Consider the following 14,635-nt stretch of genomic DNA (forward strand, 5'->3'; position numbering starts at 1 on the left):
AGACCAGCGTTGGTCAGATGGCAACCGTGCTGGAGGTGAAAGACCTGCGGGTGAATTTTCGCCAGGACGGGCAAACCATCGGGGCGGTGCGGGGAGCCAGCTTCGCCGTCGGCAAGGGCGAGACGGTGGCGCTGGTGGGCGAGTCCGGCTCTGGCAAGTCGGTGACGGCGCTGGCGACAGTGGCGCTGCTGCCCGGCAGCGCCGAGGTTTCGGGCTCGATCCGCTATCTGGGGCAGGAAATGGTCGGGGCCAGCAAGGCCTTGCTGCTGAAGGTGCGCGGCAACGACATCAGCTTCATCTTTCAGGAGCCGATGACCAGCCTGAACCCGCTGCACACGATCGAAAAGCAGCTTGCCGAAAGCCTTGCGCTGCATCAGGGCCTGCAAGGCGCGGCAGCGCGCGGGCGGATTGTCGAACTGCTGGAAAAGGTCGGCATCGATAACCCCGTGCGGCGGCTGGCGGATTATCCGCATCAGCTATCGGGCGGTCAGCGGCAGCGGGTGATGATCGCCATGGCGCTGGCGAACGGGCCCGAGCTGCTGATAGCCGACGAGCCGACGACGGCGCTTGATGTGACGATTCAGGCGCAGATCCTTGAACTTCTGGCCGGGTTGAAGCGCGCCGAAGGCATGAGCCTTTTGTTCATCAGCCACGATCTGGGCATCGTGCGCCGCATCGCCGACCGGGTCTGCGTGATGCAGGGCGGCGAGATTGTCGAACAGGGTCCGGTGGCAGAGATATTCGCCAACCCCCGGCACCCCTACACCCGAAAACTGCTGGCGGCCGAACCGAAGGGCGGCCCCGACCCGGTGCCCGAGGGGGCGGAAGAACTGGTGCGCACCGAGCATCTGAAAGTCTGGTTCCCGATCCAGCGCGGGCTTTTGCGCCGAACCGTCGGCCATATCAAGGCAGTGAACGATGCCAGCCTGAGCGTGCGTGCGGGCGAGACGCTGGGGATTGTCGGCGAAAGCGGCTCGGGCAAGACCACCTTGGCGCTGGCGATCATGCGGCTGATCGGTTCCGAGGGACCGGTGGTTTACGCGGGTCAGGACATATCGCGGCTTCCGGCCCGCGCGCTGCGCGGCCTGCGCCGCGACATGCAGATCGTGTTTCAGGACCCGTTCGGAAGCCTGTCACCGCGCATGACCGCCGAGCAGATCATCGCCGAGGGGCTGACGGTGCATGGCGTCGAACCGGGGCGCAACCGGCGCGACATGGTTGCCGAGGTGATGGTCGAAGTCGGGCTCGACCCGGCAAGCATGGCGCGCTACCCGCATGAGTTTTCCGGCGGCCAGCGCCAGCGCATCGCCATTGCCCGCGCCATGATCCTGCGGCCGCGGCTGGTGGTGCTTGATGAGCCGACATCGGCGCTCGACATGACGGTGCAGGTGCAGATCGTCGATCTTTTGCGCGAATTGCAGCGCCGCCACGGGCTGGCCTATCTGTTCATCAGCCACGATCTGCGCGTGGTCAGGGCGCTTGCGCACAAGGTGATGGTGATGAAGTCGGGGGATGTGGTCGAGGCTGGGCTGGCGGCGGATGTATTCGCCGCTCCGCGCAGCGCCTACACGCGCGAACTCATGGCAGCGGCGCTTGGGGGGTAGTCGGTGAAGATCCTCTTCGTGCATCAGAACTTTCCCGGCCAGTTCCCGCACCTTGCCCCGGCGCTGGCGGCGCGCGGGCATCAGGTTCTGGCGCTGACGGCAGAAACCAATACCCGCCCCGCCCCGGTCAGGGTCATCAAGTACCGCAAGCCCGATCCGGTCACGCTGTCGTCGCCGCTCGGGCGGATGTATGCCGAATGCGCCGAACGCGGTGCCCGCGCGGCGCTGGCGGCGGGGCAGTTGCGCGACCGGCACGGCTATGTACCCGATCTGATTTTCGGCCATTCGGGCTGGGGAGAGACGCTGTTTCTCAAGGAGGTCTGGCCCAAGGCGAAGCTGCTGATCTATGCCGAACTGATGTATCAGACGACCGGGCTCGATACCGATTTCGACCCCGAGTTTCGCCGCGAAGGGCTGGGTGCGCGCATTTCAACCACGGCGCGGGCGGCACATCTGGTGCAGGCAATGGTGCAGGCCGATGCGGCACTTGCCCCTACCGCGTTTCAGGCAGCCACCTTCCCGGCCGAACTGCGCGGCAAGATCCGCGTCATCCATGACGGCATCAACACCGAAGTGGTGCGCCCGAACCCGGAGGCGGTGCTGCACATACCCGGCACCACGCGCAGCTTTCGCCCCGGCGACGAAGTCATCAGCTTCGTCAGCCGCTCGCTTGAACCCTATCGCGGCTATCACAGTTTCCTGCGCGCGTTGCCTGCGGTGCTTCAGGCGCGGCCGCAGGCGCAAGCGGTGATCGTTGGCGACGAAGGCCAAAGCTATGGCGCGCCGCCCAAGGACGGCATCAGCTGGAAGGCCCGCTTTCTTGACGAAGTGCGCGACCGGATTGACCTTGAGCGGGTGCATTTTCTTGGCCGCGTGCCCTACGCGACCTACCTTGCGCTGTTGCAGGTTTCGCGCGTGCACGCCTATTTTACCTACCCCTTCGTGCTTTCCTGGTCCTGCCTTGAAGCGCTGGCGGCGGGTGCCATGGTGGTGGCGTCGGATACGGAGCCGGTGCGCGAAGTCATAACCGATGGCAGGAACGGAAGGCTGGTGGATTTCTTCGACATCGCCGGCTGGTCGGCGGCGCTGATTTCGGCCCTTGCAAACCCCGAGGCCGCAGCGCCGCTGCGCGAAGCCGCGCGGGCGGGCGTGATCGCGCGCTATGACCTTGCCACGGTCTGCCTGCCGCAACTCATCGATTTCGTCGAAAACGCGCGCTGAAGGCGCAGATAGCAGAAGACGTTCAGATTGCCGAGGAATGACCGGACTTCGATAGATCATAGGCGTCGAAACTGCGCGCGATCATTCGCGTCAGCGGGCGCGCGGGCTCGGGGATGAAGAGACCGGCAGGCGATATTTCGACCATCTCGCCGAAGACCGCCTTGGTGGCGGCGAACATTTCGGCAAGCCGCGCTGGCGTGATCGAGAAGCTTCGGAGAATTTCTTCCGCATCAATGCGGAAGTCGCACATGATCGCCTCGATCAGGCGCGCCCGCAGCAGGTCTTCGGGGGTGAAGACATGGCCGCGCACGGTAGAAAAGCGCGCCGCGCGGATCGCCTGGGTATGCGCCGAGGTGGCGGGGGCATTTTGGGCAAACCCTTGCGGAAACCGCGAGATCGACGAGGCCCCGAGGCCGACCAGCACCGGGGCCTGATCGTCGGTATAGCCCTGGAAGTTGCGCTTGAGCTGCCCTGCCTTCAGCGCCCGTGCCAGCCCGTCGGTGGGCAGCGCGAAATGGTCGATGCCGATCTCGTCGTATCCCGCTGCCACAAACAGCCGCCGCGCGGTTTCAAACAGCTGCAGCCGCTCTTGCGGGGTTGGCAGATGGTCGGTGGGAATCATCACCTGCCGCCGCGCCATCCACGGCACATGCGCATAGCCGTAAAGCGCTACCCGGTCGGGGCGGAGGCTGAGAAGCTTGTTCACGCTTTCACTGATCCGCGCTTCGGTCTGGTGCGGCAGGCCGTAAAGAATATCGGCGTTGAGCGAGGCCACGCCGCGCGCACGAATCATCGCGACGGCCCCGGCGGTCACCTCGTAGCTTTGTTCGCGCCCGATCACCTTCTGGATTTCGGGGTCGAAATCCTGCACCCCGATCGAGGCGCGGTTGAGCCCTGATTCTGCCAGCGCATCCATGCGCGCGTCGTCAATTTCATTGGGGTCGATTTCCACCGAGAACTCGGCACCTTCGCCCATCGGAACCGCTTCGTAAACCGCGGCTGCGACGCGGCGGATCATGTCGGGCGGCATCAGGGTTGGGGTGCCGCCGCCCCAATGCAGGCGCGACAGGGTGACCCCAGGGGCCAGCCTTTCCTTGAGCATTTTCAACTCGGCCAGCAATACTTCGGCGTAGGCGCGCACCGGGTCATCGGACTGCGTGCCCTGGGTGCGGCAGGCGCAGAACCAGCACAGTGTCCGGCAAAACGGCACATGCATGTAGAGCGAAATCGATGACCCCGCGGGGATCGCCTCGATCCATTCGGCAAACTGCGCCGGTCCGACGGAATCGGAAAAGTGCGGGGCAGTCGGGTAGCTTGTATAGCGGGGCACCCGTGCGTCGAATAGTCCGAGTCGGGTGAGTTGCGATTCTTGATTCATACCGGTATCATTAGGGGCCGACGTGCTGACGAACATTGACCCAAATCAAAGTGAGCCCATGGCCCCCGACGACATCCATCCGGTTTCGCCGTCCTGCTCGGATTGTCCGATCCGGCATCGTGCGGTCTGTGCGCGTTGCGACGCGCAGGAATTGGCCATTCTGGAAGAGATCAAATACTATCGGAGTTTCGAAGCGGGCCAGATGGTGATCTGGTCGGGCGACAAGATGGATTTCGTGGCTTCGGTGGTATCCGGCATCGCCACGCTGACGCAGACCATGGAAGACGGGCGCACGCAGATGGTGGGGCTTTTGCTGCCCTCCGATTTCGTCGGGCGGCCGGGGCGAGAGTTCGCGCCCTACAATATCAGCGCAACAACCAACCTGATGATGTGTTGCTTTCGCAAGAAGCCGTTTGAAGACCTGATGTTCCGCACCCCGCATATCGCGCAGCGCCTTCTGGAAATGACGCTGGACGAACTTGATTCAGCGCGTGAATGGATGCTGCTTCTGGGCCGCAAGACGGCGCGTGAGAAAATCGCGAGCTTGCTTGCCATCGTGGCGCAGCGCGATGCGGCGGTGAAGCTGCGGGTCACCCGCGGCAGGATGGTGTTCGATCTGCCGCTGACGCGCGAAGCTATGGCTGATTATCTGGGCCTGACGCTGGAAACCGTGAGCCGGCAGATCTCCGCGCTTCGTCGCGAGGGGGTGATCGAGCTGGAAGGCAAGCGGCATGTCACCGTGCCCGATTTCGACCGCCTGCTGAACGAAGCGGGTGATGATTCCGACGGCGGAATTCTGGCCTGATTGCAGTGCAGTTGGCGCTGCGTATTGGCGGTGGCAGCGAGGCCCGGGCTTTCGGGGTCAGGGTTCGGTTCGCCCCGCATTGTCTCGATCCCTCGGGTAGTGGCGCGCGAGCGGGAACGGCGGCAGCCAGCTTTCGCGGCGGACCGCCCAAAGCTCGTAGGTCGGCTGCAACTGATCGGTGGCGTCGAGCGACCCAAGGTTCACTTCGATCTCGTCGCCAGAGCGCGAGAAGACCGGCGAGCCGCAATTGGGGCAGAAGAACCGCCCGGCGTAGCTGCGGGGTTCGCCCTCGATCGTCACCGCTTCCTGCGGAAAGACGGCGGAAGCGTGGAAAAGTGCCCCGTGATGCTTGCGGCAGTCGAGGCAGTGGCACAGGCCAACCCGATAGGGCTGGCCTATCGCCACAACCCGGACCTTGCCGCAGAGACAACCGCCGGTGAAACGCTCCATCTGCCACCCCTCGCGCGCGGCAGCCCGCAGGTGACCCGCCCCGTCAGGGTGCCGCCCTCGCTTCGCCGCGGCGCGCCTTAATGCGCCATGAATACCGACACTTCGGCCATTTCGAGCATGTGCCGCGTGGCACCGCCCAGAATCGCCTCGCGGAAACGGGAATGGCCGTAAGCCCCCATCACCACCATGTCGGCGCTGGTTTCGCGCGCGTGGCGGTTGATCACGTCGGAGACCCGCGGCATCGTTCGCGCCAGCACCGAGACCTCGGCCTTGATGCCATGCCGCGCCAGCATCTGGCTGAGTTGGCCACCGGGGTCCGAGCGTTCGGGCCCGTGTGTTGGCGGATCGATGATGGTGATGTCCACCAGATCGGCGGCGCGCAGGATCGGCAGCGCCCGGCGGATGGCCGTCAGCGCCTCGGTGCTCTGGTTCCAGGCAACCACGATGCGGCGCGTCGAAGCGAGTTCACGCACGCCGTCGGGCACCACCAGCACCGGCACCTGACCGTCGAAGAGAGCGGCCTCAACGATGCTTTCGGCATCCTGCCCTCTGCCCGGGCCGTAGGGTTTGGCCAGCACGACAAGGTCGGCAAAGCGCGCCCGGGCACCGATCAGCGAGCCGATTGCGCCAAGTTGCGCCACCGCGCTTTCGACCGACCAGCGGATGTCTTCGGAGCCGAGCCGCCCGCGAACCCAGGCCTCGGCTGCCTTTGCCTCTTCTTCGGCACGCTCGATGGTTTCCTGATGGATGAAGGCAGTTGCGCCGGCGTAATAATAACCGGTCTGGGTGCGGTCCACGCCCAGGCAAAGCACCTCAAGATGCGCATCCTCGCGCCGTGCCACGGCCACTGCGGTATCGAGTTGCGATGCCGCGACCACCGGATCGGTCACGATGGTGAAGATCGATTTGTAGCTCATGGGCGTTCCTTCCGTCTGGGGCCGGTCTGGCCTTGCGTTGTGTCTTTAGGCATTTTTGTGAACGCTCGCCTTGACCCGGATCAACTTTCGCCCGGCAAGGGGCAGGGGGGTGCGACAAAACGGCACAACCTGAGCCTTAGACTTGATATAGATCAAAGAACTAATGACTGTCGACGATCACAAGGAAGCCAGTCGAGAAACCTTTCCGGGCCTGAGACTCGGGGGAATGACGGGACGAAGGGACACTTCACATGTGGGATTATCTTAAACTGATCGCGCTTGGCGCAGTCGCGGTGCTGGCGGCTTATGCCGCCACGCTCGCGCGCGACCTGCCCTATCTGGTGAACGCAATCGAGGTCGCGCTGGTGGCGGCGGGGGCGTTTGTCTGGATCATGTTCACGATGGGCAAGCGCAAACCCGCGCCTGCCAATGAATACATGGACGGCGTGGTTCGCGCCGGGGTCATTGCAACCGCCGTATGGGGCATTGTGGGTTTTCTGGTCGGTGCCACCATCGCCTTCCAGCTTGCCTTCCCCTGGCTCAACCCCGATTGGGCCTATGGCACGATGAATTTTGGCCGGTTGCGGCCGCTGCATACCTCGGCGGTGATTTTCGCCTTTGGCGGCAACGCGCTGATCATGAGCTCGTTCTACATCGTGCAGCGCACCTGCGCGACCCGGCTCTGGGGCGGCGGGCTTGGCTGGTTCGTGTTCTGGGGCTGGCAGGTAATGATCCTGCTCGCGGCGTCGTCCTATGTTCTGGGCGGCACCCAAGGCAAGGAATACGCCGAGACCGTCTGGTATATCGACATCTGGATCGCCGTGGTCTGGGTCGCCTATCTGCTGGTGTACATGGGCACGCTGTTCAAGCGCAAGGAACCCCACATCTACGTGGCGAACTGGTTCATCCTGTCGATGATCGTGACCATCGCCATGCTGCATATCGTCAACAACCTCGCGGTGCCGGTCTCGTTCTTCGGCTCTGTCTCGGTGCAGCTGATGGGCGGCGTGCAGGATGCGATGACCCAGTGGTGGTATGGCCACAATGCGGTGGGCTTCTTCCTGACCGCAGGCTTCCTGGGCATGATGTACTATTTCGTGCCGAAGCAGGCCGAGCGCCCGATCTACAGCTACAAGCTTTCGATCGTGCACTTCTGGGCACTGATCTTCCTCTATATCTGGGCTGGTCCGCACCATTTGCACTACACCGCGCTGCCTGATTGGGCTTCGACGCTGGGCATGGTGTTCTCGATCATGCTCTGGATGCCTTCATGGGGTGGCATGATCAACGGCCTGATGACGCTCTCGGGTGCCTGGGACAAGCTGCGCACCGATCCGGTCATTCGCATGATGGTGGTTTCGGTGGGTTTCTACGGCATGTCGACCTTCGAAGGTCCGATGATGTCGATCAAGGCGGTGAACTCGCTGTCGCACTACACCGACTGGACCATCGGTCACGTCCACTCCGGCGCTCTGGGCTGGAATGGCATGATCACCTTCGGCGCGCTCTACTTCCTGACGCCGAAGCTTTGGGCGCGTGAGCGGCTCTATTCGCTCTCGCTGGTCAGCTGGCACTTCTGGCTCGCCACCATCGGCATCGTGCTTTACGCTTCGTCAATGTGGGTCACGGGCATCATGGAAGGCCTGATGTGGCGTGAAGTTGACGCCAACGGCTTCCTGGTGAACGCGTTCGCTGACACCGTTGCGGCCAAGTTCCCGATGTATGTGGTGCGGGCGACGGGCGGGACGCTGTTCCTGACCGGTGCACTGATCATGTGCTACAACCTGTGGGCGACGGTCGCCAAGCAGCCCCGCAAGGCCGCTGCTTCCGTGCACGCCGTTCCGGCCGAGTGAGGGGAGAGCAGACATGGGTATTCTTGAAAAACACGGCGCTCTCGAGCGTAATGCTTCACTTCTGCTGGTAACCTCGCTTCTGGTGGTGACCGTCGGCGGCATTGTGGAAATCGCACCGCTTTTCTACCTCGAAAGCACGATCGAAAAGGTGGAAGGCATGCGGCCCTACTCGCCGCTGGAACTGACGGGGCGGCAAATCTACATCCGCGAAGGCTGCTACAACTGCCACAGCCAGATGATCCGGCCGATGCGCGACGAGGTTCAGCGGTATGGCCACTACAGCCTTGCCGCTGAATCGATGTTCGACCATCCGTTCCAGTGGGGGTCGAAACGGACGGGGCCAGACCTTGCCCGGGTCGGCGGCCGCTATTCGGATGAATGGCAGGTCGGTCACCTGATCAACCCGCAGTCGGTGGTGCCGGAATCGGTGATGCCGAAGTACAGCTTCCTGATGAACGCCGAAATCGCCCCGACCCATATCGTCGATATGGTCGAGACGCATGCGCTGGTCGGCGTTCCCTACACGTCGGAAATGATCGCCGCCGCACAGGCGGACTTTGTAGCGCAGGCTGATCCGAACGCCGACACGTCCGGCCTGCTGGCGCGCTACCCCAAGGCGCAGGTGCGCAACTTCGACGGCCAGGCAGCGTTGACCGAAATGGACGCGCTGGTGGCCTATCTGCAAGTCCTGGGCACGATGGTCGATTTCTCGACCTTCCAGCCCGTGGCAAGTCGCTGAGGAGCGGGGGCATGGATAGCTACTCCCTCTTGCGGGAATTCGCCGACAGCTGGGTGCTTCTGGCACTGACGCTGTTCTTCGTGGCGGTGGTCTTCTGGGCCTGGCGGCCCGGAAGCCGCAAAATGCACGAAGACACCGCGAACATCCCCTTCCGTCATGATGACAAACCCGCTGATGTGGTCGGCCGCAACGGCAACGGCCACAATAGCGGTGCCAAGATCAAGGAGGCTCAGCAATGAGTAAGGCACCTGCAAAGATGACCAAACCCGGCGAAGTCGCCACCACCGGCCATGAATGGGACGGGATCCAGGAATTCAACAACCCGCTTCCGCGTTGGTGGCTCTGGACCTTCTACGTCACCATCATCTGGGCGCTCGGCTACTCGATCGCCTACCCGGCCTGGCCGCTGCTGAAAGGCGCGACGCCCGGCCTGCTCGGTGCCTCGACGCGCGCCGACGTGGCAGCCGAGATCAAGCGTTTCGCCGCGGCGAACGGGCCGATCGAAGCAAAACTTGTTGCGGCCGACCTGACCGCGATCTCGGCCGACCCTGAACTCGCGTCTTATGCTGCCAATGCCGGCAAGGCGGTGTTTGCGACCTGGTGCTCGCAGTGCCACGGTTCGGGTGCCAACGGTGCTGTAGGCTACCCCAACCTGCTGGATAACGACTGGCTCTGGGGCGGCGATATCGAGGCGATCCACACCACCATCACGCATGGTGTGCGCAACACCGAAGATGCCGATGCACGCTACTCGGAAATGCCGAAGTTCGGTGCCGACGGGTTGCTTGAAACCGCGCAGATCGGCGAAGTGGTGCAATATGTGCTGAAGCTTTCGGGCCAGGCACATGATGCAGCCAAAGCCGAAGCGGGGGCAGTGGTCTTTGCCGACAACTGCGCTGCTTGCCACGCCGAAGACGGCACCGGCAACCGCGATCTTGGCGCGCCGAACCTTACCGACGCGATCTGGCTATATGGCGGCAGTGTCGCAGCGCTCACGCAAACCGTGACCAACGCCCGCTTTGGCGTCATGCCCGCCTGGACCACGCGCCTGAGCGAGGCCGAAGTGCGGGCCGTGGCTTCGTATGTCCACGGCCTCGGCGGCGGCGAGTAAACAATGCGGAGGCCCGTTCGGGCCTCGCTTCAGGCGGCACCGGCACCGCGATCTGTTCGCGCGTTTCCGTCGGTGGGGTGCTGCCTGCCTTTCTACCCGCACGCTGGGTTGCGGGGCACATGCGCTGGCTGATAGACGCGTGACGCATTTGCCACTGATTGGTATTTCACAAATGCGAATTTCTTGATGCAGGTCATGGTCGCTCCCAGGACCGCAGCCCTATCTGGTGCTTGATCCCGCCGATACCGGAGACGAACCCGTGAGCCAGACTGAACCCGATACCCCGCTTTATGCCGCCCGCGAGCCGGTGTTCCCGCGCCGCGTTTCGGGCAATTTCCGTACCCTGAAGTGGTGGCTGCTGGGTTTCATGCTGGGCATCTACTACCTCATCCCCTGGCTCCGCTGGGACCGCGGCCCGATGCTTCCCGACCAGGCGGTGTTGCTTGACCTTGGCAACCGCCGGTTTTTCTTTTTCATGATCGAAATCTGGCCGCATGAATTCTATTTCGTCGCTGGCTTGCTGATCATGGCGGGGCTTGGCCTGTTTCTTTTCACCTCGGCACTTGGCCGGGTCTGGTGCGGCTATGCCTGCCCGCAGACGGTCTGGACCGACCTGTTCCTGTTGATCGAGCGCTGGGTTGATGGCGATCGCAACAACCAGTTACGGCTGCTGCGCCAGAAATGGGATCTGCACAAGCTCCGGCTTCGGCTGGTGAAATGGACCCTGTGGCTGTTGATTGCGCTCGCCACCGGCGGTGCCTGGGTGTTCTACTTCACCGATGCCCCGGCACTGGCATCGAACCTGATCCACGGCACTGCGCACCCGGTGGCCTACAGCACGATTGCCGTCTTGACCGCGACGACCTTCCTGTTTGGCGGGTTCATGCGCGAGCAGATGTGTATTTACGCCTGCCCATGGCCGCGCATTCAGGCGGCGATGATGGATGAGGATACGATCACCATCGCCTACCGCGAATGGCGCGGCGAACCGCGCGGCAAGCATCGCAAGGCCGAGGGTGCCGAGGCGCTGGGCGATTGCATCGACTGCATGGCCTGCGCCAACGTCTGTCCGATGGGGATCGACATCCGCGACGGTCAGCAACTGGAATGCATCACTTGCGGCCTTTGCATCGATGCTTGTGACGAGATGATGGACAAGGTCGGCAAACCGCGCGGTCTGGTCGCCTATATGGCGCTGAAAGACGAGGCGGCAGAACGTGCCGGTGCGCATCCGAAACAAATCTGGAAGCACATGTTCCGGCCGCGCACGCTGATGTATTTCACGCTTTGGGCGGGTATCGGAATAGCGCTGGTGGTGGCATTGTTCATGCGACCGCCGTTTGAATTCAACGTCAGCCCGGTGCGCAACCCGCAGTATGTGCTGCTTGCCGATGGATCCATCCGCAACACCTACGAAGTGCGCCTGCGCAACAAGCAGCCGCGTGAAGCGACGCTTGAAATCAGCCTGGTCGATCCAGAAGGCGATCACGATTTCGATGAAGACGAAGGTGCCGTGCAACTGACACTGGAAGGGCGCACGGCGAATGTGGTAACTGTGGCCCCGGATGAAACGCTTCTGCAACGCGTCTATGTGACCGCGCCGCGCGGTTCCGATCTGGCAGACGAAAGCCGCACCAACATACGGTTCTGGTTGCGCGATGTCGAAGGGACCGAGCGGATAAGTGCTGACAGCGTGTTCAATGGAAAGGACCACTAAGCATGACCGCCCCACTGACCGGCCGCAAGGTTCTGCTCATCACGGTTAGCGCTTTCGGCGTGATCATCGGGGTGAACCTGCTTATGGCGTTCAAGGCGATCAGCACCTTTCCCGGGCTGGAGGTTGCCAATTCCTATGTAGCCTCGCAAAACTTCGACTCCGAGCGCATAGCCCAGGAAGCGCTCGGCTGGGTGGTCGATCCGGTCTATGCCGATGGTCTGCTTCGCCTCAATATCCGCGATGCAGCAGGCCTGCCGGCCGAGGTCCGCGATATCAGCGTATTGGTCGGGCGCCCGACCAGCGTGCGCGATGACAAGGTGCTGAGCCTGGTCGAAGTCGCGGGGGCCTATTCTGCGGCGGTCGAACTCGCGCCGGGTAACTGGCTCTTGCACCTGGAAGCGCACGCCACCGACGGCACCCTGTTCCGCCAGAGGCTCGACTTTGTGGTGAAGGGTTAGCGCGATGAGCGCGATCTTCGAGCAGGAAGACATGCGCATGCAGGCTTCGGCCTGCCCGGCCTGTGTCGCGGCCCCCTCAGCCGAACGGCTGGCGGCTGCGGCGGCACCGAAAGACGCGCGGCTGATGCTGTCGCTGCCTACCGCGCATTGTGCCACCTGCATTGTTGATGTTGAGCACGAGCTGGAACGGCACCCGCAGGTGCGTTCGGCACGGGTCAACCTGACGCTTAGGCGGGTCAGCGTTGACGCCGAGCCGGGGGTTGAGGCCGCCGATCTGGTGGCGCGGCTGACCCGCATCGGCTACGAGGCGCACGAGCTGGACCCCGATGTGCTGAGCGCCACCCAAGCCGATAAACGCGGACGCGACATTCTCATGCGGATCGGTGTTTCCGGCTTTGCAATGATGAACATCATGCTGCTGTCGGTGGCGGTCTGGTCGGGTGCCGAGGCTGCAACCCGCGATCTCTTTCACTGGATTTCCGCAGCAATCGCGCTGCCTACGGTGGTTTTCGCCGGGCAGCCGTTCTTCTCCAGCGCCTGGGCCAGCTTGAAGGGCGGGCGACTGGGAATGGATGTGCCGATCTCGCTGGCGATCATTCTTGCCTCGTCGATCTCGGTTTATGAAACGGCACATTCCGGCCATCACGCCTATTTCGATGCGGCGGTGATGCTGACCTTTTTCCTCCTGATCGGCCGCTACCTCGACTATCGAACCCGCGCTGTGGCGCGCTCGGCGGCAGAGGAACTGGCAGCGCTCGAGGTGCCGCGCGCGCAACTTCTGCGCGACGGGCAGGAGCTGACGGTGCCGGTGGGCGAGCTTGTTCCGGGCGATCTCATCCGCATCCGCCCCGGCGCGCGGGTGCCCGCCGATGGCGAAGTGACCGAGGGCACATCCGAGATGGACCGCGCGCTGTTGACCGGCGAAAGCCTGCCGGTCTGGGCGGGGCCGGGATCGGCGCTCAGCACCGGCGAGGTGAACCTGACCGGGCCGCTTGTGCTGCGGGTCACGGCGGCGGGGCGGGCAAGCTCGCTGCACCGCATGGCCGATCTGGTGGCGGCTGCGGAAAGCGCCAAGAACCGCTATACCTCGCTTGCCGAGCGCATGGCCTCGTTCTACTCGCCGTTCGTGCACCTTACCGCCTTTGCCGCATTTCTGGGCTGGTTGCAGGTTTCGGGTGGCGATGTGCGGCTGGCGATCAACATTGCGGCGGCGGTCTTGATCATCACCTGCCCCTGCGCCCTTGGGCTTGCGGTGCCTGCGGTTGTCACCTCCGCCTCGGGCAAGCTTTTTCGCAAGGGCATGCTGATCAAGGATGGCACCGCGCTCGAACGGCTTGCCGAGGTCGATACGGTGCTGTTTGACAAAACCGGCACCCTGACCATGGGCGCGCCTGAACCACAAAACATTGCCGACCTGGCCGAGGGCGATCTGGCGGTGGCGGCGGCGCTGGCCGAGGCTTCTGGGCATCCGCTTGCATTGGCGCTGGCCGAGGCCGCGCGTGGGCTGGCGGTGGTGCCGGCAGCGGTGAGCGATCTGCGCGAGGTTCCGGGTTATGGCATCGAAGGGCTCTGGCAGGGCGAGCGGGTGCGGCTGGGGCGCGCCGACTGGGTTGGTGCCGCACCCGGCGAGATGACCGCCACACATTTGCAGGTTGGGACGCGCGCGCCGATTTCCATCGCCTTTGCAGACCGCCTGCGCCCCGGTGCCGAGGAAGCTGTGCGGGCGTTTCTGGCGGCGGGCAAGACCGTGCATCTGGTCTCGGGCGACACCTCCGGGGCGGTTTCGGCGCTGGCGGCGCGGCTTGGCATCGCGCATTGGCACGCCGGTTGTCTGCCTGCCGAAAAAGCAGCGCTGGTGGCGGCGCTTTCGGCCAGTGGCGCAAGGGTGCTGATGGTCGGCGACGGGTTGAATGATACGGCGGCGCTTGCCGGGGCCCATGTTTCGATCTCGCCCGCCTCGGCGCTTGATGCGGCGCGCACGGCGTCTGACATTGTGCTCTTGGGTGCTGACCTTGGGCCGGTCGCAGATGCGGTCCGGGTGGCGGTGCAGGCGCGGCGGCGGATCAAGCAGAACTTCGCCATTTCACTTATCTATAACGTGGTCGCAGTGCCAATTGCGATTCTCGGTTTTGCCACGCCGCTTGCTGCGGCCTTGGCGATGTCTCTTTCATCCGTTACGGTGTCGTTGAATTCGCTCAGGCTGAAGTGAGATACCGATGGATGCGCTGGTCTATCTGATCCCGACCTCGCTGGCGCTGGGCGGTATCGGCCTTCTGGCGTTTGTCTGGAGCTTGCGGCACCGGCAGTATGAAGACCCCAAGGGCGATGCCGAGCGCATACTGAACGCCGAATGGGACGACCACCCCAAACCCTGAGCTGCCC

General features: G+C 63.6%; 14 protein-coding genes. 11 read left to right on the forward strand and 3 right to left on the reverse strand.

Annotated features, from left to right (window positions below; all coding sequences use genetic code 11):
* Window positions 1-17 precede the first annotated feature (17 nt).
* The gene (locus Q8J98_RS01115; RefSeq protein ID WP_305292803.1) at window positions 18-1,604 is read left to right on the forward strand and encodes an ABC transporter ATP-binding protein; all 1,587 of its coding nucleotides are present in this window, start codon (window positions 18-20) and stop codon (window positions 1,602-1,604) included.
* Window positions 1,605-1,607: 3 nt separating this feature from the next.
* Window positions 1,608-2,825, forward strand: coding sequence for a glycosyltransferase (locus tag Q8J98_RS01120; protein WP_305292697.1), 1,218 nt, complete (start codon window positions 1,608-1,610; stop codon window positions 2,823-2,825).
* A 22-nt stretch (window positions 2,826-2,847) separates the two neighbouring features.
* Here Q8J98_RS01120 and hemN read toward each other — a convergent pair whose 3' ends face one another.
* Window positions 2,848-4,203, reverse strand: coding sequence for an oxygen-independent coproporphyrinogen III oxidase (gene hemN, locus Q8J98_RS01125; protein ID WP_305292699.1), 1,356 nt, complete (start codon window positions 4,201-4,203; stop codon window positions 2,848-2,850).
* Between the two features lie 58 nt (window positions 4,204-4,261).
* On the opposite strand from hemN, the gene fnrL reads away from it, so the two are divergent.
* Window positions 4,262-5,008 (forward strand): transcriptional regulator FnrL, encoded by a 747-nt coding sequence (fnrL, locus tag Q8J98_RS01130; protein ID WP_305183521.1) that lies wholly within the window; start codon window positions 4,262-4,264, stop codon window positions 5,006-5,008.
* Between the two features lie 57 nt (window positions 5,009-5,065).
* Here fnrL and Q8J98_RS01135 read toward each other — a convergent pair whose 3' ends face one another.
* Window positions 5,066-5,458 (reverse strand): GFA family protein, encoded by a 393-nt coding sequence (locus tag Q8J98_RS01135; RefSeq protein WP_305292701.1) that lies wholly within the window; start codon window positions 5,456-5,458, stop codon window positions 5,066-5,068.
* A gap of 77 nt (window positions 5,459-5,535) precedes the next feature.
* Window positions 5,536-6,375 (reverse strand): universal stress protein, encoded by an 840-nt coding sequence (locus Q8J98_RS01140; protein WP_305183519.1) that lies wholly within the window; start codon window positions 6,373-6,375, stop codon window positions 5,536-5,538.
* Window positions 6,376-6,626: 251 nt separating this feature from the next.
* On the opposite strand from Q8J98_RS01140, the gene ccoN reads away from it, so the two are divergent.
* From ccoN to ccoS, 8 genes are all read left to right on the forward strand, one after another.
* The gene (gene ccoN, locus Q8J98_RS01145; protein ID WP_305292703.1) at window positions 6,627-8,228 is read left to right on the forward strand and encodes a cytochrome-c oxidase, cbb3-type subunit I; all 1,602 of its coding nucleotides are present in this window, start codon (window positions 6,627-6,629) and stop codon (window positions 8,226-8,228) included.
* Window positions 8,229-8,241: 13 nt separating this feature from the next.
* Window positions 8,242-8,967, forward strand: a complete 726-nt coding sequence (ccoO, locus tag Q8J98_RS01150; protein WP_305292705.1) for a cytochrome-c oxidase, cbb3-type subunit II — start codon at window positions 8,242-8,244, stop codon at window positions 8,965-8,967.
* An 11-nt stretch (window positions 8,968-8,978) separates the two neighbouring features.
* Entirely contained in the window at window positions 8,979-9,206 is a 228-nt protein-coding gene (locus tag Q8J98_RS01155; protein WP_305183516.1) for a cbb3-type cytochrome c oxidase subunit 3, read from the forward strand.
* Complete coding sequence (gene ccoP, locus Q8J98_RS01160) at window positions 9,203-10,078, forward strand: cytochrome-c oxidase, cbb3-type subunit III (RefSeq protein ID WP_305292707.1); 876 nt, start codon at window positions 9,203-9,205, stop codon at window positions 10,076-10,078. Before Q8J98_RS01155 ends, ccoP begins: the two co-directional genes overlap by 4 nt.
* 259 nt (window positions 10,079-10,337) lie before the next feature.
* Window positions 10,338-11,795 carry a cytochrome c oxidase accessory protein CcoG gene (ccoG, locus tag Q8J98_RS01165; protein ID WP_305292709.1) on the forward strand — a complete coding sequence of 486 codons (1,458 nt, stop codon included), beginning with the start codon at window positions 10,338-10,340 and terminating at the stop codon, window positions 11,793-11,795.
* Between the two features lie 2 nt (window positions 11,796-11,797).
* On the forward strand, window positions 11,798-12,253 hold the full coding sequence (locus tag Q8J98_RS01170; protein WP_305292710.1) for a FixH family protein: 456 nt from the start codon (window positions 11,798-11,800) through the stop codon (window positions 12,251-12,253).
* A gap of 4 nt (window positions 12,254-12,257) precedes the next feature.
* Entirely contained in the window at window positions 12,258-14,462 is a 2,205-nt protein-coding gene (locus Q8J98_RS01175; RefSeq protein ID WP_305292712.1) for a heavy metal translocating P-type ATPase, read from the forward strand.
* Window positions 14,463-14,469: 7 nt separating this feature from the next.
* Window positions 14,470-14,628 (forward strand): cbb3-type cytochrome oxidase assembly protein CcoS, encoded by a 159-nt coding sequence (gene ccoS / locus Q8J98_RS01180; protein WP_305183511.1) that lies wholly within the window; start codon window positions 14,470-14,472, stop codon window positions 14,626-14,628.
* The last annotated feature ends 7 nt before the right edge of the window (window positions 14,629-14,635 follow it).

The organism is Phaeovulum sp., assembly GCF_030684035.1.
Classification (GTDB): Bacteria; Pseudomonadota; Alphaproteobacteria; order Rhodobacterales; family Rhodobacteraceae; genus UBA6213.